At 62.0% G+C, this 20,867-nt stretch carries 18 protein-coding genes; 2 read left to right on the forward strand and 16 right to left on the reverse strand.

All coding sequences use genetic code 11. The annotated features are described in order from the left end of the window. Nucleotides 1-36 precede the first annotated feature (36 nt). From ACY3GB_RS10125 to ACY3GB_RS10200, 16 genes are all read right to left on the reverse strand, one after another. The gene (locus ACY3GB_RS10125) at nucleotides 37-1,260 is read right to left on the reverse strand and encodes a flagellin N-terminal helical domain-containing protein (RefSeq protein ID WP_463088612.1); all 1,224 of its coding nucleotides are present in this window, start codon (nucleotides 1,258-1,260) and stop codon (nucleotides 37-39) included. Nucleotides 1,261-1,491: 231 nt separating this feature from the next. Next, nucleotides 1,492-5,343 (reverse strand): glycosyltransferase, encoded by a 3,852-nt coding sequence (locus tag ACY3GB_RS10130; protein WP_463088613.1) that lies wholly within the window; start codon nucleotides 5,341-5,343, stop codon nucleotides 1,492-1,494. 71 nt (nucleotides 5,344-5,414) lie between these two features. Further along, on the reverse strand, nucleotides 5,415-7,418 hold the full coding sequence (locus ACY3GB_RS10135) for a class I SAM-dependent methyltransferase (protein ID WP_463088614.1): 2,004 nt from the start codon (nucleotides 7,416-7,418) through the stop codon (nucleotides 5,415-5,417). Further along, nucleotides 7,415-8,674, reverse strand: coding sequence for a class I SAM-dependent methyltransferase (locus tag ACY3GB_RS10140; RefSeq protein ID WP_463088615.1), 1,260 nt, complete (start codon nucleotides 8,672-8,674; stop codon nucleotides 7,415-7,417). Before ACY3GB_RS10140 ends, ACY3GB_RS10135 begins: the two co-directional genes overlap by 4 nt. Nucleotides 8,675-8,695: 21 nt before the next feature. After that, entirely contained in the window at nucleotides 8,696-9,364 is a 669-nt protein-coding gene (locus tag ACY3GB_RS10145; RefSeq protein ID WP_463088616.1) for a PIG-L deacetylase family protein, read from the reverse strand. Beyond that, a complete protein-coding gene (locus tag ACY3GB_RS10150; protein ID WP_463088617.1) occupies nucleotides 9,361-9,936 on the reverse strand; it encodes a class I SAM-dependent methyltransferase in 576 nt (191 codons plus the stop codon). The genes ACY3GB_RS10145 and ACY3GB_RS10150 overlap by 4 nt, the downstream gene beginning before the upstream one ends. 83 nt (nucleotides 9,937-10,019) lie before the next feature. Next, on the reverse strand, nucleotides 10,020-10,712 hold the full coding sequence (locus ACY3GB_RS10155; protein WP_463088618.1) for a WbqC family protein: 693 nt from the start codon (nucleotides 10,710-10,712) through the stop codon (nucleotides 10,020-10,022). Further along, nucleotides 10,709-11,185, reverse strand: coding sequence for an acyltransferase (locus ACY3GB_RS10160; RefSeq protein WP_463088619.1), 477 nt, complete (start codon nucleotides 11,183-11,185; stop codon nucleotides 10,709-10,711). Before ACY3GB_RS10160 ends, ACY3GB_RS10155 begins: the two co-directional genes overlap by 4 nt. Further along, nucleotides 11,160-12,239 (reverse strand): N-acetylneuraminate synthase family protein, encoded by a 1,080-nt coding sequence (locus ACY3GB_RS10165; protein WP_463088620.1) that lies wholly within the window; start codon nucleotides 12,237-12,239, stop codon nucleotides 11,160-11,162. The genes ACY3GB_RS10160 and ACY3GB_RS10165 overlap by 26 nt, the downstream gene beginning before the upstream one ends. Nucleotides 12,240-12,242: 3 nt before the next feature. Further along, a complete protein-coding gene (pseG, locus tag ACY3GB_RS10170) occupies nucleotides 12,243-13,253 on the reverse strand; it encodes a UDP-2,4-diacetamido-2,4,6-trideoxy-beta-L-altropyranose hydrolase (RefSeq protein ID WP_463088621.1) in 1,011 nt (336 codons plus the stop codon). Beyond that, the gene (locus tag ACY3GB_RS10175; RefSeq protein WP_463088622.1) at nucleotides 13,228-13,938 is read right to left on the reverse strand and encodes an acylneuraminate cytidylyltransferase family protein; all 711 of its coding nucleotides are present in this window, start codon (nucleotides 13,936-13,938) and stop codon (nucleotides 13,228-13,230) included. The genes pseG and ACY3GB_RS10175 overlap by 26 nt, the downstream gene beginning before the upstream one ends. Continuing rightward, on the reverse strand, nucleotides 13,931-15,001 hold the full coding sequence (locus ACY3GB_RS10180) for an N-acetylneuraminate synthase family protein (protein ID WP_463088623.1): 1,071 nt from the start codon (nucleotides 14,999-15,001) through the stop codon (nucleotides 13,931-13,933). Before ACY3GB_RS10180 ends, ACY3GB_RS10175 begins: the two co-directional genes overlap by 8 nt. Beyond that, nucleotides 14,998-16,164 carry a UDP-4-amino-4,6-dideoxy-N-acetyl-beta-L-altrosamine transaminase gene (gene pseC, locus ACY3GB_RS10185; RefSeq protein ID WP_463088624.1) on the reverse strand — a complete coding sequence of 389 codons (1,167 nt, stop codon included), beginning with the start codon at nucleotides 16,162-16,164 and terminating at the stop codon, nucleotides 14,998-15,000. Before pseC ends, ACY3GB_RS10180 begins: the two co-directional genes overlap by 4 nt. Further along, nucleotides 16,157-17,155, reverse strand: a complete 999-nt coding sequence (gene pseB / locus ACY3GB_RS10190; protein WP_463088625.1) for a UDP-N-acetylglucosamine 4,6-dehydratase (inverting) — start codon at nucleotides 17,153-17,155, stop codon at nucleotides 16,157-16,159. The genes pseC and pseB overlap by 8 nt, the downstream gene beginning before the upstream one ends. A 54-nt stretch (nucleotides 17,156-17,209) precedes the next feature. Continuing rightward, a complete protein-coding gene (locus tag ACY3GB_RS10195; RefSeq protein WP_463088626.1) occupies nucleotides 17,210-17,941 on the reverse strand; it encodes an S-methyl-5'-thioinosine phosphorylase in 732 nt (243 codons plus the stop codon). Nucleotides 17,942-17,952: 11 nt separating this feature from the next. Next, a complete protein-coding gene (locus ACY3GB_RS10200) occupies nucleotides 17,953-18,186 on the reverse strand; it encodes a hypothetical protein (protein WP_463088627.1) in 234 nt (77 codons plus the stop codon). 201 nt (nucleotides 18,187-18,387) lie between these two features. On the opposite strand from ACY3GB_RS10200, the gene hemP reads away from it, so the two are divergent. Further along, nucleotides 18,388-18,561: a hemin uptake protein HemP gene (gene hemP / locus ACY3GB_RS10205; RefSeq protein ID WP_463088628.1), complete on the forward strand. Its 174-nt coding sequence runs from the start codon at nucleotides 18,388-18,390 to the stop codon at nucleotides 18,559-18,561. 58 nt (nucleotides 18,562-18,619) lie between these two features. Further along, nucleotides 18,620-20,818 (forward strand): TonB-dependent hemoglobin/transferrin/lactoferrin family receptor, encoded by a 2,199-nt coding sequence (locus ACY3GB_RS10210; protein ID WP_463088629.1) that lies wholly within the window; start codon nucleotides 18,620-18,622, stop codon nucleotides 20,816-20,818. Nucleotides 20,819-20,867 lie beyond the last annotated feature (49 nt).

Raw genomic sequence — 20,867 nt, forward strand, 5'->3', positions numbered from 1 at the left:
CAGGCCATTTAAGCAACCCGGTCGCCTTCGCCTTTGTTATTGCAACAGGGACAACGCGGCCTGAGGCAACGAGTTGGCCTGCTTCAGGATGGAGCCGCCGGCCTGCTGCAGAATCTGGCCCTTGGTCAGGTTGGCGGTTTCCGACGCGAAGTCGACGTCCATGATGCGGCTGTTGGCCGCGGTCAGGTTCTGGGTGTAGTTGCCCAGGTTGGCCACCACCGCGTCGAAGCGGTTCATCACCGAGCCGAAGGTGGAACGCATGTCCGAAATCTTGGCGATGTCTTCGTCCAACAGGTTCAGCGCCTTGGCCGCGCCATCCTGCGAGGTCACATCCACGGTTTTCACCGCCAACAGATTAGCATTGAAGGAATGCAGGCCGCCGCTGGCGCCGATAGCCGGATTGGCGTTGCTGAACGTGGTCTGGGCATCCTTGGCGGTATCCATCGCCGTCCGGGCATTATCCAGCGCTGTCTTGGCAGCCGCCTTGCCTGCGGCATCCGCCGCCTGCCAAGCTTTGTCGGCATCGTCCACCGCCTTGCCCTTGGCGGCGAGATCGAGATCCAGATAGGATTTTTGCGCATTCAGCGACTTGCGCTTCATTTCGTCGGCAGTCGCCTGGGTCACGCCAGGCTTCGGATTACCGGTAGTCGCATCGACAACGGCTTGATATGCCGTGTCCGCGGCAGTCGCCGCAGTCTTGGCGTCGGCAGCGGCCTTGGTCAGGTCTGCGGTGGAGCCGGAAAGGGTATTCGGGGTCGACTGGGTCAAATCCACGGTCTGGATGTTGATCTGGTTATCCGCCGCGCCCTTGGAGCCAACCTGGAAGGTCAGCGTGGCGCCGCCGGCCAGCAGCTTGGTGCCGTTGAACTCGGTGGTCTGAATGGTGCGGGAGATTTCCTGGGTCAGCTGGTCGACTTCGTTCTGCAGCTGCGAACGGTTCTTGTCGCTGACGCCGCCGTTGGACGCCTGCACCGCGATTTCGCGGATGCGCTGCAGGTTGTTGGCGATCTGGCCCATCGCGCCTTCCGCGGTCTGGCCGACGGACACGCCGTCGTTGGCGTTGCGCATCGCTTGGTTGTTGCCGCGGATGGCGGAGGTCAGGGTCTGGGAGATGGCCAAACCGGCGGCATCGTCTTTGCCGCTGTTGATGCGAAAGCCGGAAGACAGACGCTGCAGCGACTGGTTCAGACCCATGCTGGAGTTGTTGAGGTTCAGTTGCGCCTGCAGCGAGGACAGGTTGGTGTTGACGGTAATTGCCATTTCATTCCCCTTATCGGCCCACAGGGCCATCGAATTTTCTTGCCTGTTGAAGACAAGATCGGCCGACAGGAGGAATTTGTTATGAAAACGGTATTATTACCAAAAATGAGCGGTGCTAATCATTCTTACAAGCAATAAACAACTCATATTCTAGGATCAGTTGGAATGAAAAACCGGCCACCTCCATCCATTTAGACGGAGCGGCCGGTAGCCCTGGGTCTGCCGAATAGGTCAGCCGTGCAGCACGCGCAGCCAATCCTCGTGGTGATCGTCCAGCCAGTAGTCGCGTCCGACCCAGGCCCGCAAACGGTCTCCCTCCTTCGCCAGCGCATCCAGATCGTGGACACGCGCGCGTATCGCCTCCACCCAGGCCTCGGCGCGGTTGGGCACGCGGCAAACCGGCGCCTGGTTGCTCTGGTAGGGGTAGATGTCGGTGCACACCACCGGCCAGCCCAGCACGCCATACTCCAGCAGCCGCAGATTGCTCTTGGCCTCGTTGAAGGGATTGACCTCCAATGGCGCCACCGCCAGATCCAGATTGAGGGAGGCCATCTTCTCCGGATACTGCGAGAACGGCACCGGCTGGTGGAACTCCTTCACATAGGGTTTGAACTGCGGCAGCGTCATGCCCATCAGGACCCAATCCACCTCTTGATGGGTCTGTTTCATCACCTCCAGCAGCAATTCAAGATCGCCGCGGTGCTGTGACGCGCCGACCCAGCCCACTCGCGGTTTATCGCCCGCTCGGCGCTCAGACTTCAGCTGTTGCCAGATGCTCTTGCGCAGCCGGTTCGGTATCACCTCGATCCGGTCTATCATGCCCTTGCAGAAATGCTGCAATGGCTCGGTGGAGACCACCAGCGCGTCGCAATGCTTCAACGACTGGCGCAAGCGCTGCTTGGCATCCGGGAATTGCCACTTCCACAGATCGTACAAATCGCTCTTCAACGGCAAGCCGCCCACCATGTCGTCGATGCCGAACACGATCCGCAATTGCGGCAGGAAGCGGCGGTAATTCTGCATGGCGAACTGGAGCTCGTCGGTAATCGCGGTATGCATGAGCAAGGTATCAGGCGCCAGACGGGCCAGTTCAACGATGGAGGGCAGCCCGCGCATCGGCTGCAAAATCTCTCCATCCAGCTTGCCTTTCTCTTGCAGCACCGACAACGGCATGCTGAGACGGTATTCTCCGCTGCCGCCCGGCACCGGCATGCCCAATACCCGTTTCCGGCCGGGAATCGATGGGTCCCATGAGGCATGGCGGTCGGCATCCGGCTCCATTTTTCGGGTGCGCAGCGACAAATGGCGGTTATAGCCCGGATCGCGCTTGAGCAGCGGCAGCCAGCGCTCCAGGACCGTGAACATTTCGTCGTGCTCGCGCACCGTGGCCTCCAAGGCCACCCGTGGGTCGCGGGTCACTTTCTTGATCGTCTTGCCATGGTGGTGGTACATCACCACGTAAGGATTGTAGACATTGCGCCATCCGGCTTGCTGCACCTTGACGCAGAAATCGACGTCGTTGAACCAGACCTGAAAATTGGTCTCATCCATTCCGCCCACCTGCTGGTAAGCGGCTTTGGAGATCAATAAGCAGGCGGCGGTCACCGCGGAGTAATTCTGCATCGTCTGCGCGCGGTTCATATAGCCTGGCAGATTGATGTCCTGCGACTCGAACGCGTGCGCCGCCACCGCGAACAAGGCGCCAGGCATGCCAAGCACGATGCCGGCGTGCTGCACCTGGCCGATTTCCGGATACAACAGGCGTGCGCCCACCGCGCCCACGCCCGGTTGCTGCGCGGTCGCCAGCATGCGAGTCAGCCAGTTGCCCAACACGACTTCGGTGTCGTTGTTGAGCAGCAGCACGTATTCGCCGCGAGACTGGGCCACCCCCATATTGCATTGCGCTGAGAAATTGAACGGCGCGTCGTAGGGCAGAATCCGCACCCGGTCCGGATGACGCTGTTGCAGATCCTGATAGTACTCCAGCGTTTCAGGCTGCTCCGACCGGTTGTCCACCACCAGCAGTTCGAAATTCTGGTAGTCGGTCTTGTTGAACAGCCCCTCGATGCAGGGCTCGAGCAACTCCAGCTTGTCCCGGTTCGGAATCACGATCGAAACCAGCGGCTCGCCTTGCAGCTGGTATTCATAATGGTAGGTTCCCGTCACCAGCCCCGGCCTGACCGCCACCGGGTAGCCGCAACGCTGGCCATGGTTTTCCAGCGCCACCTGCCGCGAAGCATGGCCAAGATGATCAAACTCGGGATCGACCCAGGGCAAAGACAGCAGCATGTCATCGATATGCCCCGCCATCGACGGGCCATAGTTTTCCAACAACCGCAAAGCCAGATCGTAGCTGTAGGCTTCCGGATAAGGCTGGACGCCGCCGATCCGGATCAGGGCCTGGGTGGCAAAGGCTCCGGCATGGCTGATGTAATCCATCGACCGCAAGTATTCAGGGGAGAAGTCCGGACGGAACGCCGGCAGGAACCGCTCGCCCATCGGCGATACGATATCGCTGTCGCAATACACCATGACCTTATCCGGATGTTGGTGTATCTCCTCTCCCATGCGCACCAAGGTCTGCGGTTGCAGCCGGAACCCGGCCGGCAGCAGCCAGGTCCAGTCGGCTTGCCGGTCTGCTATATAGCTGTTGATCGCCGCGGCCACCGCATTGGCGTCGTCCATGCCCGGCACCCGCGCCCAGCCCAATTGGCCGCTGCTGGAAAATATCGGATCGGGCGCGTCCCAATCCGCCACCACCAACAGACGCCAATGCGGATACAGCTGCTTTTCCATCGCGGTGATCGAGTGCCCCAACAGCGCCTGCTTTTCCTTGGGGGCCAGCACGATCAGGTTGAACAGCGGCCGGTTTTGCCACACGGTCATCATCCGTTCGGCCAATTGCTCGGCATGCACCTCGCGGAAGTTATGGTTCTTCAGCCAGCGCATGTAATTGAGCTGGCTGCTCTGGTCGTTGTTGCTGCTGCGCCCAAGGAACGGCTTGCCAAGCTTCATCGGCATGGTCTGGCGCAACTCTTGCGGCAGCACGCTGTTCCACGCGTCCAGATAGTCGCCGATCACGCTTTCCAACGTGTTCGGGCCGATGGCCTGCTCGCGAGCGCGCTTGGCCATCTCCTTGCGTTCGACCTCGTTCTCGATCAGTTCGGAAATGGCGTCGAACCAGGCATCCGGCTTGTTTTCGACCACCCTGGCCAGGCCCGTTCCCTTCAAATCCTCGTATGGCGGCGCATCGGACACCACTGATGCCGCGCCGACGATGGAATAGTCCAACCACTTGATATTGGACTTGCAATCGTTGAAATCGTCGCGGCTCAAGGGGGCCAAGGCGATATCCAGACGCAAGGATGCCAATTGGCCGAAATACTCGTGGTACATCACGGAATCCGGCACGAAACGCACGCCCTTGCGGCCGACCATCGCCTGGGGCACATCGCCCCAGAACACGAATTTGACCAGACCGGCATAGTAGCTGTAGATGCGCGACAGGGCCGGCGCGATCATGCTCAGATCCTTGGCGTGGGTGCTGGTGCCAGCAAAGCCGATCACCACCAGCCCGTCCTGCGCCGGCATCGGCTCGACGACGCGATGCCGGCTCACCGCATTGCGCAACACCGCCACCCGCGGATTGATCGGCCTGACCTTCTCGGCCATCCGCTCGGTGCTCACCGTCACCAGCTGGCACTGCGGCATCAGCCAGTTGATGTTTTCGATGTACTGGTAATTGTCCTCATACATCGGATTGCTTGGCGGCAAGCCTGGCAGCCAGTCGTCCATTTCCAGCACGATGGGCTTCCCTGCTTCCAGTATCCGCTCGATCAACGGCTTGGACAGATGGGTGATGAACCAGCGCTGCACGATGAAGAAATCCATCGAGGCGATGAAATGCTCATCGTCCTCAAAGGCATAGTCCCCAAGAAAGCGGGTCCGCTCGATATTGTTGTAAAAATAGGTATCGATCGCGCCCGCAAGCAGCGACAGCGGATCGGCGATGCGCAGCTTGAAGCACGCGAACTCGAAAAAGTCCCGAGACAGGATGCCTACCCGCGGTTTTCTCTTTTGCATTCCGTTCAGCCTCATATGGCAAATGCGCCCTCCATGGGGCGCAAGGTAAGGGGACGGCTACGCGCCGCCTGCTAGGCTTTCTCCAACAGCAAATAGAATTGCAGCGTGCACATTTCCTGCATTTCCTCATGGGTGACGTTCTTGATCACCATCTTCTCCACCTCGATATTGCACGGCAGCGAACCCTGGGCGCGCTCCATCAGCGGCAGCAAGCGCGTATCGAGCGCATTTTTCTTGGCCAGGACCCGGTAGCCCGTCTCGCGGCAGAACTTCTGGATTTCCTTTTCGGTGAAGAAACGGATGTGGGTGATATCAAGCAAGCCTTCCCGGGCATAAGTCCAATTGCCCTTCATCAGCTCCCCGATCAACACCAGGTTGCGCACATTGGGAATGCTGACCACCACCTGTCCCTTTTCCGACAGATATTCTCGCAGTTTCACCATCACCCGCCACGGGTCGTACATGTGTTCCAGCACATCGGCCAGCAACACCATATCCAGCGAGCCCTTGGCGATCCCTTCCCGCTCGAGGTCAAAGTCCTCAAACATGCCCACCAATACCTTGTCCAGCTTGCGGCTGGCCAACTCGGCGGCGGCCTTGTTGGTTTCGATGCCCCAAACCTGGCAATCCGGAAACCGCTGCTTGGCCAGCGCGCCGTTGGCGCCGCCGGCGCAGCCTATGTCCAGCATCAGTTTGGGCCGGTTTCCTATCATGTCGATCAAATCCTGGCGGCCGGTGGTGTGATAACCCGCCGTCACGTCATGCGACTCGACGCTCAAATATTCCTGCCAGACATACTGGCCTTGCTTTTCCGGGAACCGCAGCGCCAACTGATCAATCAGATCAACCAACCTGGCGGCCGCCTTGCCGTCGACTCCGGCATTGAAGAATTCCCTCCGCGCGGCCGCCGCGTCGAGCAGGCCCTGGCGGAACTGCGCATCGCCGATCAGCTTGGCCAGTGCCAGCGGCACCTCTTGGGCCTCCAGCGTCAAGACGCCATCATTGGCGCCAAAGCTTCCTCCCGCCACGCTGCCGAAATCGCTGAGCACATTGATGGCCGGCGTGCCGGCCAGCACCGCCTCGATCGACAAGTTCGAATCATAGGAAACCACCGCGTCGCCTGCCGCCGCCCAGTACTTGGAATCGCTGACCGCGTAGCGGACGCAGTCCCCGACGCCCAGTTTCTCCGCCACGACGAAGAAGCTGTCCCGCAGCTGGTCCGCCCCAGCCATCGCCGTCACCCGGTCCTTGTACACCAACCAGGCATTGTCGAAGCCGCCATCCCGCAACTGCTTGATGGCGAAGCAGGCTTCCATCATCTGCGCCAGAGAGTCGCGATCGTCCAAAAAGCTCAGCCCCGCATTCCAGGTGGAGCCCCAGACTATCCACTGCCCATCCTGCGGCAGATTGAACGAAGCGGCGATGCTGGCCCGGATTTCATCTCGCTTGGCGCTCATCACCGGGATCACATCCCAGCCGGCCTCGCCGACGACGAAGAGATTGCCCGCCGGCACGCCCAAATCCAGGAAATACTCGACGCTGCGATTGCTGGGCAGCGCCAGATGATCGGACACCACCTCCTCGCCGATATAATCGCGCCCCATGCCCGTGCCATGCACGACCTGCAGCACGGGGATTTTCTTGCGCCGCGACCAGAGCGCCAGCGACTTGCCGTCGCGCAGCACGTCCTCATTGAGCAGCGCGATCTCGATGTCGCACATCGCCGAGATGTCATCCAGCACTTTGAACAAGCCGCGTACTGCCGGCAAATCCCGCCGCAGCGCTTGCAGCAAAGCCTCCTTCACCCGGGGATCGGCCGCGCCCGGGCTCAGCTCGCAAACAAAGCCATCCTGCTCAACCCGCTCCAGCAAGGGCTGGATTTCCGCGGCCATGCCCAAGTCGGCCGAGACCGGCAGCGATATCAACTCGCTGCCCGCCTCCTGAACCGCCTGCCGCAGGTTGTCGTTGACCATATAGTCCGGCACGAGGACCACCCGGGTGCGCCCTTGCAGATATTGCTTCAATACCGGCAAGTTCTTTTCCCACAGCGCATAGATCAAGGCAGTCGGCTTCATTCCGCGTCTCCGGCTGGCGGCTGCGACAACAGCGCGACCAGATTTCTTTGCAATTGATATTCCAGGCTGGCGGGCAACGACTCCCCATCCAGCTCGCAATAGGGTTTCATTTCATCCGAACGATGCCATTCCTTGACGAAGCTCTGGATATTGCGATCCCAAAACTCTCCCGTGCTCCAACCATTCAGCCGGGCGCCATTGGATGGAGCAAGGTCCTGCCAATCGAGGGCGTCAAGCCGCCCCAGGCAGCTGGACATCAGCATGTAGGCGATGCCGCGATTGCGCGCCCGGGACAACAAGCTGTCGAAAGTCTGCCGCCACTCATCCGGCGGCAGGTTGAGCCAGGGCGCCAGGTCATCCAAGCGAATCGGCGATGCACTCTGCAAGTAGCCGCTCAACTGCCGGTCCTGGTCCAGCCACAGCTGATTGGCCGGTTCGTCCTGGCTGTTTTCCAGCACCACCATGAAACGGCCGGTGGCGATGGCGCTCAAGCAGCCGAAGAAATGCTGCTCGATGAAAACAGCCATTTCCAGCAGGCTGTCATCGTTGGCCAGCCACGTCATCTGCCTCCGCCACCACGCCGAGTTCTGCAGCGGCATGGCGAAAGCGGGATGGCGATACTCGCCGCAAATGAAACTGCCATACGGCACGATGCCCAATATCTTCAACCCCACCTCATTGGCAGCCGAACATAGGCGCTCGCCGGACAAGTGCATGTTGAAAGCGTTCGCCCCCTGCTCCAGCAGCTCCTCCACCGTCACGTTCCGTCCGCGCGCGAAGCTCAGATGGTCCAATGAATAGATGTCGAAAATCAGCCGTCCGCCCGGACGCACCACCCGCTTCCACTCCTTCAGCACTTTCTCCACATGCGGGAAATGGGTCATGACATTCAGGGAAATGAGGCTGTCGAAGCTTTGATCGTCAAACGGCAACTGCTGCACATCGCCCTGCTTCAACGTGATGGGCTGGCCGCCGGCCAACCGCTGGCACTCGTCCAGCATCGCCTGGGAGCTGTCCGTCCCGGATAACCGATACCCCTTGGCGATCAGCGGCAACGAAGCGCGGCCGGTGCCGATGCCAACATCCAACACATCCTGCCCGCTCAAAAAGCGCTCGCACAGCTCGATTTCGACGATATTCTTCAAACGGTTGGTGTCCACATTCTGCACCATGCGCTGAGAATACCAAGCCACCATATTCCGGTCCTTCCAGGCATCGGTCTTCCAGCTGATCAAATCCTGCTCGCTCGTACTCATGATGTGTTGTCTCCAGGGAATTCAAATCTCGCGATGGCGAAACAGGACGAAAGCCTCGGCGGCGGAAAATCCCGCGCTCGCGCCGCGCCAGGCAGCCAGATGGACGGCGCCTTCTATCGAGCGGGGATGGGGAAACGCCCGCATTTCTCCGGCATAAGCGGCCAGAGCCGCCTGTTTTCTCTCCAATTGCCCACCGATGTCGGAGAACCAGTTGGGCGCGAACGGCGAGCCGGACCACTCAGTGGATGACGGCACTTCGAAGCAGAGTATTGTCCGCACGCAATGGCCGGGCAAGGGACGGCATGCCGTCACCACCGCGTTATGGGTGACGCGATGGTCGACGTTCAAATCATTGGCGAAATGGGTGTAGACGATGTCAGGGCACAGGCTGGAAACCCGCGCCTCCACCTCCTTGACCAGATCCAGCAACTCGACGCCATCCAATCGGTTGTCGGGGAAGTCAAGCAAGGCCAGCGACGATACGCCTAACAGCCGATTCGCTTGCGCGGCGGCCGCATGCAGCGCGGCGAACGCTTCTTCGCCAGCCTCCCCCCGGCTATTCAAGCCCTGGGCCAGAATCAGCACATGCACCTCGTCCCCCATATCGGCATGCGCAGCCATCGTCCCGCCGCACCCCAGCACCTCGTCGTCGGGATGGGCCGCCACCACCAGCACTTTTCGTTTCATCATGGTTTCCGCACCACAAAGCTCCACATCGCCAGCATCCGCTGTTCCGGCATATGCCGCGCGATCTTTTTCTCTTCCAGCGTCAGCCACTCCCAGCCCGCAAACAGGTCCCGCAAATGATCTGCGTCGCTGAAATGCACGCGCCCCACCCCTGCAAATGGGCCGTCTCGATATCCTCCGCGGGTCCAGACATCCTCGCCCGGCTCCCCTTCTGCGTAATCGCCATGCGCGGTGGAAAACCAATCCACGCCGACATACAACCCTCCCGGCGCCAGCGACTCGCCAACCCTCGCCAATGCTCGGCGGATGTCGCGCTCGCGATTGTGCGTCAACGCCGCCCGGTCCACGACTAAATCGAATAGGCCATCGAACGGCAAGTCGACGGTGAAGTCGGCAACGCGCACCTTTCCCGCCAATTCCGGATACATGGCCAGCACCCGCTGCGCCGCGCTGGCGCTGCCCTCAGCCGCGCAATAACGCCAGCCTTGCTGCAGAAAGAACGGAATGTTGGCGCCCACGCCGCATCCCAGCTCCAACACCCGGGCGTGGTCAGGCAACGCATGCCTGTGCCTCATGCACAAGCTGACCAAGTCGGACCAAGGCCATTGGCTCAGATGCCGCCCGGCGGCGAACTGCGCTTCCCACTCCGTCGAAAAACTCATTGCTCCCCGCTTCCGCGCCAACTTGCTGGACTATCCGAATTCATCCACCAGTCCAACACCGACAAGCCGGGCGTGAACTCGCCATGCAGCTGAGGATAGCGCCATGGTTCAAAGGATTGATACTCCACGCTAACCCCGGCAGCCGAAAATGCGGCCTCATCCAGATAATCCCGCCCCAGCGCGCCTGACAAATAATGATCGGCCTCGAAATAGCGGCATAGGTCCAGCACCAGATCCGACTTCCTTCCCATCGGCGGCAATCCCCCGCCGCGCTCCAGTCTCGTTGCGATGCCCAGCTCCCCCATCCAGAAGCGCAACTGGCTCCAGCAGAACTCGGCCAAATTGCTCCCCGGCATCCGGTACAGCGGCTCCAACCTCGCGAACTTGGCGCGAAAATCCGGGGCCTTGGCGTAGTTCATCGCGATGGCGCGCAAATGCTTGTCGCGCCAGGGCTGGGCATCGTCCATCTCCGTTTCCGCCAAAGTCGACTGCAAATGGCCTTTCTTCTTGATCGGTATCGTCAGCCACTGCGCGCCGCCCGGCCCCTTGATCCGGTTGCGGTTGATGAAGCTGTTGCGCTCGAACTGCACAGTATCGAGAAACACAAACACGTCGGCGCGCGCGATCTTGTCGAAATATCCCAGCCAGGGCAGATAAGCCGGCTGATGGGCGGATAGCGTCCGAGTCACCCGGCTACCTTGTCGCGATAATAGCCGGCCCTCACCTGCATCGGATTGCCGTATACCAGGGAGTAGTCCGGGATCACGCCCGCATCGACAATCGTACCCGCCGCGATCACGCAATAATTGCCGATCGACGCCCCCCCTTTGATCAGGCTGTGCGAGCCGATGAACACATGGTGCCCTATCGCGATGTCGCGGCGATCGATATGCTCCTGCAGCCCCAGGCAACGCTTGTGCGAGTCGGCGCAGTTTATCGCCACGAAAGAAGCGATATCGCAGTCCGAGCCTATCGTCACGCGGGCGCCCTTGGCATTGACCTCGGACATCGCGCCGATGAAGGTCCGCTCGCCGATTTCCGGCTCGCCGTGAATCCACACCAGCGGATGAAAACGATTGGCGGGAAAATCCGTCAGCTCGCTGAAGCCTTCGCTCAGCGCCTGCCTGAATGCGTCCTTATCCTGCATCGCGCGCCCCTCCATCCATCATGTCTCCCAGACGCAGCTTCTGCCCCGCCCGGATCGGCGCGGCGGCCGCCAGGCCCAGCACCTGCTCCAGCATGTCGGGCGGCAATCCGCCACCCGGCCGGCGCAAGCCAATATTGCTCTCGGCCAAGGTTTCGCCGGCGGCGATATCCCGCAAGGCGACGACGCTGCGGCGGGCCAGCGTCCGCATTTCGAGCTCGGCCGGCGTCGGCCGCACGCGCGGGTCTCCCAGCAACGCGTCCGCGAGACGAATGCCGTCCAGCCATGCCCGCAAGCTGAGCGGCTCCTCCGAGAACCAATGATCCGGTCCAGGCAAATCATGGTCCAGCGTGAAATGCTTTTCGAATACGCAAGCGCCCAAGGCGCGCGCCAACATCGCGGCATCCTTCCCTTGCGAGTGGTCGGAAAACCCCGTGATCAGGCCGGGGAAACCCTGCTGCAGGGTTCTCAGCTTGGCGACGTTCACATCCTGCGGCGGCGTTGGATACTGCGAGGTGCACAGCAACAGCACGACCGGATGCCCATCGAACCAACCCGCGGCATCCAGCGCCTGATGCACCTCGGCCATATCCGACATGCCGCAAGACAGCAGCAAGGGCAGTCCCGCCTCGCGATAGCGGCGGATCTGGGGCAGATTGGTGAAATCATCCGACCCTATTTTCACTGCGGGAATGCCCAGCTCCAGCAATAGCCGCAAATCGCCGATATTCTGCGGCGTGGACAGAAACAATATTCCCGCCCGGTCGCAGTGCTGCTTGATGGCGCGCCACTGCTCAACGCTGAATTCATGCCGCTTGAACATGCTCAGCATGGGTTCGGTCACGCTGCCGCCCTGCGATTGGTAGGTATAGGTTTGCGCCGGATCGCCGCAGAACTCTTCCGCTTTGAAAGTCTGAAACTTGACGGCGTCCGCGCCCATGGCCTTGGCCGCGTCTATCATGTCCAGCGCCCGTTGCAAGTCACCGTTGTGATTGATCCCGACTTCCGCGATGCAAAAGGCCGGCTCGCCCTCGCCCACCCAGCGCGATCCTATCTTCAATCGTCTATCCATCGCTCATTCCCATTCGGATATGACATCCCACGCCCGCTGCGCCCCCAGGCCATCGACCAGACCGAATGCGGCTTCCGACATGCGGCTCAGGTCAACGGCCTGCAAAGAAAGCAGAGCCTGGGCATAATCGCTTTCCTCCAATTGCTCGGAGAGGCCCAAAATTCTGGCGGTGCCGGCATGCTCCAACGCCCGGCACACTTCGGCCTGATTATCAGCCAATTGCGCCACCAACGCGGGCAACCCCAAGGCGCATCGCTCCCAGCTGGCCGATCCCGCGCCTCCGATGCAGACATCCGCCTCGCGCATCAAACTGGCCATGTAGTCGATCTGGTGGTGATGCGCCCATCCCTTCTCGGCGCACAAGCGATCAATGGCGGCCAAATCAGGATGGCCGTCGCCGGTCACCACATCCACCCGCAGCGCCAGGCCCGACTTCGCGATTCCGCGAAGCGCCTTGCCGGTTTCGTCGCCGACATCGCTGCTGCTGAAAAACACCAGCGCGCGGCGCAGGCTCCGCCGGAGGCCGCAATAGGCCCGCTGCTCGGCAAATTCGGGGCGGAGCAAGGCGTAGCGCGGCCCCAGCAGCAACGCGCAATCCGCCGGCACCTTGCCTACATAGCGCCCGCCGCCCAGCCCGCAATCATTCTGGTCGAGCAGCAAATCGCAGTCATGGCTGCGATCGGCCATATCATCCAATGCCAGCAGCCAAACGGCCTCGGGCCGCAGCGCCTTCTCCCACTCGGCGTCCAGACCGTAATGGTCGACCACCACGCCGCACTCGCCCCCGGCTCGCACCCACTCCAAACAGGCCCCGGCATCCATTGCCTCGCCCAGGTCCAATACCCGGCACCCCGCCTTCTCCGCCACCGCTCGCCACGCAGACGGCAACGCCCGGCTGGCCAGCGCCACTTCGGCGCCCTCCTTGAGCCGGGGGGCAAGCAAAGCCAGGCATCGCATCAAATGCCCGCCGCCCACAGCCAGGCCGGCATCAACCCGCAGCAATATCCGGCGCATATCCCATCAGCCCCCGCGCCAGGCATTCCGCCAAACGGAAATCGTCCAGCGTGTCGATGTCCACCGAACGCGCAAACGGCATCAGGTGGGCACGCATGCCTGGTCCATAGAATTCGCGCTCGCGGCGGAAAGCCGCAACATCGACGGCATAGGTGCTGCCGTTGCCGGCCACCAGCGCGCCGAACTCTTGGCTGGGGCGGTTGCACAAGTCCGGCCACAGCGGACTCGCCGCGCCATCCTCACCATACTTCAACGCCTGATATGGATAATGGGTGTACGTCGTCGCCGCGATCGCGAAATCGCAACACCCCGGCTCCAGCAGCGCCATCACCGCGCGGATGTCATCGGCGCCGCGCAGGGGCGCGGTCGCGTACAACACGCACAATTGCTGGTATGCGCGTCCGGCAGCGGCCTCGCGGTCCAGCAGTTCCAGGCATACCTCGGCCACGCTGGCGGTGTCGTTGCCCAATTCTGGCGGGCGGCGATCCACCTCCGCGCCGCAGCCAACCGCCAGCCGGGCGATTTCGTCGTCGTCGGTGGACACCAGCACCCGCTCGAAACAACCCGACCTCAACGCCGCCTCCACGCTGTAGGCCAGCATCGGCCGCCCGAGAAACGGCAGCGCATTCTTGCGCGGCAGCCTCTTGGAGCCGCCCCGCGCCGGGATCAGCGCCAGTCTAGCCATGCTTGAGATCATCCCAGGCCAACAAGTGGCCGGCGGGCAAGTCGCGCGTCAGCACGCTGTCCTGCAGCGTCTCGTACTGGTCAGGTCCGATGCCATGCCCCGGGCGACGAAAATCGACCGCCAATTCCGACAGCCGCTGGCCGGCCCGCGCCGGCGCCGCCAGAAACACGCTGCGCCGTATGCGCTTGCGCTTCTCCATTTCCTCCGGATGCAGGACGCGCCGATGGGCGCCCATCGCGGTTTCCACGTCGCGGATCGCGCGGATGAAGGCCTCCATCTCCTGCGGCTCCAGCGAAAACACATGCTCCACACTGCGGGTGCAGCGATTCATGGTGATGGTTTTCTCCAGCAGGTTGGCGCCCAGCGCCAGCGCGGCGACATCCATGTCCCAGCCCGGCGTATGGTCGGAAAACGCCACCGGGTACGGAAACATCTTCTTCAAGGTGGTGATGATGTTGAGATTGATGCTGTTCAAGCGCGCCGGATAACCGGACGGGCACTGGTGAATGATGATGTTCTCGTTGCCCTCCGCGCGGATCACGTCCACCGCGGCCTCGATTTCGCCCAGCGTGGCATTGCCGGTATCCAGCTGCACGCACATGCCGGTCCGGGCGGCCTGGCGCAGCAGCGGGAAATGGTTGACATCCGCCGAGGCGATCTTGATCGAATCGCAACCCAGCTCCTCCAGCAGGCGGATATCCTCCTCGAACGACACGGTGGAAAAGAAGGCCAGGCCCAAGCTGTCGCAATAGGCTTTCAGCTCACGCCACTCATCCCGCTCCAGACAGCGGCGCCGCAAAATCTGGTACAAGGGCTCCTCCACCGTCTCCATGCGACCGCTGGCCTTGTCGACCAGCACTTCGTAGCTGAATAGCTGTTGCTTGTCGGCGCACAGCTTGTCGGCATCGAAAATCTGGAACTTGACGGCGTCGGCGCCAGCTTCCGCCGCCAGCTTCACCAATTGCTTGGCGGAAGCCAGGCTGTCATGCGTTGGTCCGGCCTCGTAGGTGATGAAGCAGGGATGGCCGTCGCCCACCGCTCGTTTGCCAAAATGTACGGTCATGTTGCAATCTCGCTCAAAGAGGTGCGAACCGCCTGGATCACTCGATCGAAGGCTTCGTCCGTCAGGTCGTAATACAGAGGCAGCGACAGCGCCCGTTGATAATAGGCTTCAGCCTCCGGACACAGGCCGTCCCGGAACCCGAGCTGCCGGTAATAAGGTTGCTGGTAGACCGGTTGATAATGGACATTGGCCAGAATGCCCTGGGCGCGCAGCGCGTCGAACAAGGGGCGACGCCATTCCGGCCGCTCCAGGCGGACAGCCAGCAAGTGCCAGGCGGGATCGGCATCCGGCAATTGCCGCGGCATGCTCAGCGGCAGGTCCGCCAGCTCGCGGCGATAGTCGGCCACGCGCTGCCGCCGGCGATCGACGAAGGCGTCCAGTCTGTCCATCTGGCTGGCGCCAAGCGCGGCCTGGATGTCGGTCATTCGGTAATTGAAACCCAGCTCCAGCTGCTGGTAGCACCAATCGCCCTCCGCCGTGCCGCGCATCTGCGCCGGATCCCGGGTGATGCCATGGGAACGCAGCCGCAACAGGCGTCGATGCAACTCGGCGTCATTGGTCAGCACCATGCCGCCCTCTCCGCTGGTGATGATCTTGACCGGATGAAAACTGAATACGGCGGCATCGGAATAGCGGCAGCCGCCCACCGGCTCGCCCAGGTAGCGGCCGCCTATCGCGTGCGACGCATCCTCCAGCACCTTGCAGCCATGGCGGCGCGCCAGCGCGGCGATTTCGCGCATCCGACAGGACTGGCCGGCGAAATGAACCGGTATCAGCACCGCGGGCAGCGTTCCCGCGCGCGCGGCCTGCTCGAACTTGGCCTCCAGCGCGTCCAGCGACAGATTGAAGGTCTCGCCGTCGATATCGACGAAATCGACGGCGCCGCCGCAATAGAGGGCGCAATTGGCGGAAGCCACGAAAGTATTCGGCGCCGTCCACACCCGCGCGCCCTCGGCCACTCCCAAGCCCAGGCAAGCGATGTGCAGCGCGGCGGTGGCGTTGCTGACCGCCACCGCGTAACGGGCGCCGCAATAATCGGCCACCTTGCGCTCGAAACGCTCGATCGCCGGTCCTTGCGTCAGCCAATCGGAGCGCAGCACGGCCTCCACCGCGGCGATGTCTGCCTCGTCTATGTTCTGCCGGCCGTAGGGTATGCTAAGCATGGGGCTGCCGGTCCAGTTCCTGCAGCTCTTCCACGGTGAGGAACCAGGGGTTATTGTCCGAGGTGTATTTGAAGCCTTCCTCCACCAGCGTGCCCAATTCCATCAGCCCGTTGCTGCTGTATTCGTTTTGCACCACGAAACGAATGGACGGCGTGATCACGTAATGGTCGTCGAATTCCAGCGTATGGTAGCTGTCATCGCGCGCGATCATCATCTCGTGCAGCTTCTCCCCCGGTCGAATGCCTATCACATGCTGCTTTAGATCCGGCGCCATCGCCTGGGCCAGGTCCACGACCCGCACCGAAGGTATCTTGGGCACGAACAACTCGCCGCCCTGCATCCGGGCAAAGCTTTTCAACACCAGATCCACGCCTTGCTGCAAAGTGATCCAGAAGCGCGTCATCCTGGGGTCGGTGATGGGCAGGCTATCGGCCCCCTCGGCGATCAGCTTGCGGAAAAAGGGAACCACGGAACCGCGCGACCCCACCACATTGCCGTAACGCACCACGGCGAACCGGGTTCGATAGCCGCCGGCGATGTTGTTGGCGGCGACGAACAGCTTGTCGGACAGCAGCTTGGTGGCGCCATACAGGTTGATCGGGCTGGCGGCTTTATCGGTGGACAAGGCCACGACCCGCTCCACGCCGCACTCCAGCGCCGCGTTGATGATGTTCTCCGCCCCATTGACATTGGTGCGTATGCACTCGGTGGGATTGTATTCCGCGGCTGGCACCTGCTTCAGCGCGGCGGCGTGCACCACGTAATCGATGCCGCGCATCGCCTGCTTCAGCCGCTCCGGATCCCGCACATCACCCAGGAAAAAGCGCATGCAGGGGTCGGTAAACTCCTGCTGCATTTCGAACTGTTTCAGTTCATCTCGCGAAAACACCACCACTCGGGCGGGCTTGTAGCGAGCCAGCAAAGTGCGGATGAACATCCGGCCGAACGAGCCGGTGCCGCCACTGATCAACAACGACTTATTATCAAACATGTCTCCCGCCTCCACAGATGGGACCCCCCGCGCCGCACACTGTCGGCGCCGTTGTCAGGACTGGGCCAACAGCCCAAGCAAGGTGGCAGTAACCGCCTCGACGCCAGCCGCTCCGGTCGCGGCATCGAACTGCACCGTGGCATTGCCGCCCTTGCCTGCCGCCCAATTGCTGACCAGGCACAAATGGGCATACGGCAGTTCAAGCTCCCTGGCCAGAGCGGCCTCCGGCATGCCGGTCATACCCACGATATCAGCCCCATCCCTCTCCAACCTTAGTACTTCCGCGGCGCTTTCCAGCCTGGGCCCCTGAGTGCAGGCGTAAACGCCATCGTAAACGCCGCTGATGCCCGTGCCTTGAATCGCGGCTTTCAAGCGGCCGCGCAGGGCTTCGTCATACGGAGAGGTGAATTCGGCATGAACAACGGGACGCTCAGGCCCCTCGAAGAAAGTGTGCTTGCGGCCCCAGCTGTAATCGATGATGTCGTGCGGCACCACCAAGCGTCCGGGCCCCATGTCGGGGCGGATGCTGCCGACAGTGCCGATGGCGATCACGCCCTTGACACCCTGGTTATGCAGCGCCCACAGATTGGCGCGGTAATTGATCTCGTGCGGCGCCAGCGAATGGCCGTAGCCGTGGCGGGCGATGAACACCACATTCTGACCGGACAATCTGCCAAAGGTCAGCGCGCAGGAAGGATCGCCGTAAGGTGTGCGCACAACCTGGCGATGCGTGACGTCCAGTACCGGCAGCTGGGCCAGCCCGCTGCCGCCGATGATAGCCAACATATTATTCTCCTTTATTCCCGCGCGGCCATCGGCCGGCCTTGGCCGTCCGATGCGACAGGTTTACCCGCTTCCCATATCCCCGTCAGCTCGATTATGTCCGAATCCAGCTGCTTCAGGATAGTGCGCGATGCAGGCTGGAGTTGGCTTTTCCTGCTTTTCCCGCGCGATGCCGGCGATGCCGCCTTATCGAGAAAACATATTTTCGCTAGGAAAAAAAACGCCGCGCGACCTTTCGGCAGCGTCATTCCACCCATCCGCGCCATCAGGCATTTTCCTGCCCCGCCGCCGCCATCAATCAAAAGCCGCGGGACCGCCTTTCCAATAAGCCCAGATGCAATCAATCAGAGTCAATAAATTACAAAGTCATTTTTAAAGAACAACGGGAAAAGAAAGACAGGGCGGAAAATCATCTTGCCGACACAAATGATAATAGTTATCATTTTTATATGAACGCACATTATCCACAGCCCGCTGCGGCCAAACCGGCCGCAGCGGCAACGCCGCCCCTCCTGCACAGCCGCCAGTTGTTCGGCGATGGCCGCGAAGTGCTGATCGAGCATCAGGGCGAGGTCTACCGCCTGCAGCTCACCCGCAACGGCAAACTGATACTGATCAAATAAACAACCGCAAGCCAGCCGACAGCCAGCCAGCGGAAACAACAACGACATTGGAGTTTCCATGGCCCTGTTCCGAGCCACCCCGCTGGTATTGAGCCTGGCTGCCGCCTGGCCCGCTTTCGCCGACACCGCATCTACGATGGAGACCGTTCAGGTCACCGCCCACCGCAGCGAGAAGCCGCTGGCGGAAACCGCGCCCAACGCCACCGTGATCTCGCGCCACAAGCTGGACGACCGCCTGATCCGCGACATCGCCGACGCAGCGAAATACGAACCGGGCGTCGACGTGGCGACGGATCCCAGCCGCCGCGGCAACGCCGGCTGGACCATACGCGGCATCGACGGCAACCGCATCCTGATGCTGATCGACGGCGAACGCCTACCGGAAGCCTACGCAGGCGGCGGCAACGGCAACGGCGCCATCGCCGGCCGCGATTACGTCGAGCTGGAAACGCTGCGCGCCATCGACATCGTCAAAGGCCCCACTTCCAGTCTTTACGGCTCCGACGCCATCGGCGGCGTGATCGGCTATCGAACCAAGACTGTCGACGACTACGTGCCGGAAGAGCAAGGCATCGGCGGCAGCGTCAAGGGCTTGGGCGCGAGCGCCGACAATAGCTGGGGCGGCAGCGCCGGTTTCGGCGTCAAGGGCGAGCGCGCAGACGCGCTGCTGCTCTACACCCACCGCAACGGCCACGAGACCGACAACAAAGGCAGCAACGACAGCAACACCACGTCCCGCACCGCGCCCAATCCGCAGAGTTGGCACAGCGACAATGTGCTGGCCAAACTCGGCTATCAGCTGGCTCCCCAGCAACGCCTGGAACTGACGCTGGAGCACTTCCGCCGCGACACAGACACCAATCTGCTGAACACGCTGTATCCTGCCTATGTTTCCAGGGGCCGCCCGGTGCCGGCGCAGCTGGCCCAGACCGCCGCAGACCGCACCCAGCGCGACCGCGTGTCGCTTGGGTGGGAAGGCAAGCAACTGGGGCCGTTCGAACGCCTATCCGCCAAGGTCTACCAGCAGAAGCTGGACAACGCCGACGATAGCCTCGCCCGATACGGCGACGGCAGCAGCATCGCCTCCAACTACGGCTTCGAACAGAAAATCCTCGGCCTGAGCCTGGAGGCCGAACACCGCTTCGCCGCGCTGTCTGCCGAACACCAGTTGCTGTGGGGGAGCGACTTGTCGCGCACCGATACCAGCCGGCCGCGGATGAAGACGCAATACAACGCCAACGGCAGCACCAGCAACGTCATCGGCGGCGAGACCTTCCCCAGCAAGACCTTCCCGGACAGCACCTCGGATCGCGTCGGCCTGTTCATCCAGGACGAGATGAAATTCGCCAACGGCATCGTCCTGTCTCCGTCGCTGCGCTGGGATCATTACAAGATGGCCACCCACCCGGACCAGGCCTATGTCAACAGCGGCGGCAAACCGGTCGCCTCATTCCAGGACAGCGCTTTCTCGCCCAAGCTGGGCCTGAGCATTCCGTTCGCAGGCCATTACACCGGCTTCGCCCAGCTGTCGTCCGGCTTCCGCGCGCCGCCGTTCGACGACGCCAACATGGCTTTCGTCAATCCCACTTATCGCTATCAGGTAATCGCTAATCCCAATCTGAAATCGGAAACCAGCCGCGGCATCGAGTTGGGACTGAAAGGCCAGTGGGACAGCTTCGACTTTGGCCTGACCGCCTACCAGAACCGCTACCGCGACTTCATCGAACAGCAAAGCCTGGGCACCATCGGCGGCTTGCTGACCTATCAGTACCAGAACATCGGCCGCGTCGACATCAAGGGCGCCGAAGCCCGCGCCGCCTGGCGCTTCGCGCCAGGCTGGCAGACCCAGGCGTCTGTCGCCTACACCCGCGGCGAAGATCTAGACAGCAACACCCCGCTGGCCTCGATCGCGCCGATGTCGGCGGTGCTGGGCTTGCGCTACGACCAATCGCGCTTCGGCGGCGAAGCCTTGCTGCGCGCCGCGGTCCGCAATACCCGGGCACCCGGCGTGGCGCTGCCGCCGCCCTCCACCGCGCAGACCGCCGGATTCGAAACGCCCGGCTACGCCACGCTGGATCTGACCGCCTACTGGAAACCGGCCAAGGGCACCACGGTTCGCGCCGGCGTGTTCAACGTCTTTGATCGCAAGTACTGGAAGGCCGCCGACGTGCGCGGCATGGCCGCCAATGACTCGACGCTGGACCGCTACACCCAGCCCGGCCGCAACTTCAGCGCCAGCGTCGAATACCAATTCTGATCCACCCCGCGGGCGGCCACGCCGCCCGACGCACCCACAGGAGAACACC

The organism is Chromobacterium sp. Ag138 (assembly GCF_055181315.1).

What these genes read in the sequence shown, in the direction of transcription:
- ACY3GB_RS10180 (WP_463088623.1), bottom strand. Translation starts at nt 15,001, where the DNA reads ATGACCGTACATTTTGGCAAACGAGCGGTGGGCGACGGCCATCCCTGC.
- ACY3GB_RS10125 (WP_463088612.1), bottom strand. Translation starts at nt 1,260, where the DNA reads ATGGCAATTACCGTCAACACCAACCTGTCCTCGCTGCAGGCGCAACTG.
- ACY3GB_RS10195 (WP_463088626.1), bottom strand. Translation starts at nt 17,941, where the DNA reads ATGTTGGCTATCATCGGCGGCAGCGGGCTGGCCCAGCTGCCGGTACTG.
- ACY3GB_RS10200 (WP_463088627.1), bottom strand. Translation starts at nt 18,186, where the DNA reads ATGACGCTGCCGAAAGGTCGCGCGGCGTTTTTTTTCCTAGCGAAAATA.
- hemP (WP_463088628.1), top strand. Translation starts at nt 18,388, where the DNA reads ATGAACGCACATTATCCACAGCCCGCTGCGGCCAAACCGGCCGCAGCG.
- ACY3GB_RS10135 (WP_463088614.1), bottom strand. Translation starts at nt 7,418, where the DNA reads ATGAAGCCGACTGCCTTGATCTATGCGCTGTGGGAAAAGAACTTGCCG.
- ACY3GB_RS10130 (WP_463088613.1), bottom strand. Translation starts at nt 5,343, where the DNA reads ATGCAAAAGAGAAAACCGCGGGTAGGCATCCTGTCTCGGGACTTTTTC.
- ACY3GB_RS10210 (WP_463088629.1), top strand. Translation starts at nt 18,620, where the DNA reads ATGGCCCTGTTCCGAGCCACCCCGCTGGTATTGAGCCTGGCTGCCGCC.
- ACY3GB_RS10150 (WP_463088617.1), bottom strand. Translation starts at nt 9,936, where the DNA reads ATGAGGCACAGGCATGCGTTGCCTGACCACGCCCGGGTGTTGGAGCTG.
- ACY3GB_RS10140 (WP_463088615.1), bottom strand. Translation starts at nt 8,674, where the DNA reads ATGAGTACGAGCGAGCAGGATTTGATCAGCTGGAAGACCGATGCCTGG.
- pseC (WP_463088624.1), bottom strand. Translation starts at nt 16,164, where the DNA reads ATGCTTAGCATACCCTACGGCCGGCAGAACATAGACGAGGCAGACATC.
- pseB (WP_463088625.1), bottom strand. Translation starts at nt 17,155, where the DNA reads ATGTTTGATAATAAGTCGTTGTTGATCAGTGGCGGCACCGGCTCGTTC.
- ACY3GB_RS10175 (WP_463088622.1), bottom strand. Translation starts at nt 13,938, where the DNA reads ATGGCTAGACTGGCGCTGATCCCGGCGCGGGGCGGCTCCAAGAGGCTG.
- ACY3GB_RS10160 (WP_463088619.1), bottom strand. Translation starts at nt 11,185, where the DNA reads ATGGAGGGGCGCGCGATGCAGGATAAGGACGCATTCAGGCAGGCGCTG.
- pseG (WP_463088621.1), bottom strand. Translation starts at nt 13,253, where the DNA reads ATGCGCCGGATATTGCTGCGGGTTGATGCCGGCCTGGCTGTGGGCGGC.
- ACY3GB_RS10145 (WP_463088616.1), bottom strand. Translation starts at nt 9,364, where the DNA reads ATGATGAAACGAAAAGTGCTGGTGGTGGCGGCCCATCCCGACGACGAG.
- ACY3GB_RS10165 (WP_463088620.1), bottom strand. Translation starts at nt 12,239, where the DNA reads ATGGATAGACGATTGAAGATAGGATCGCGCTGGGTGGGCGAGGGCGAG.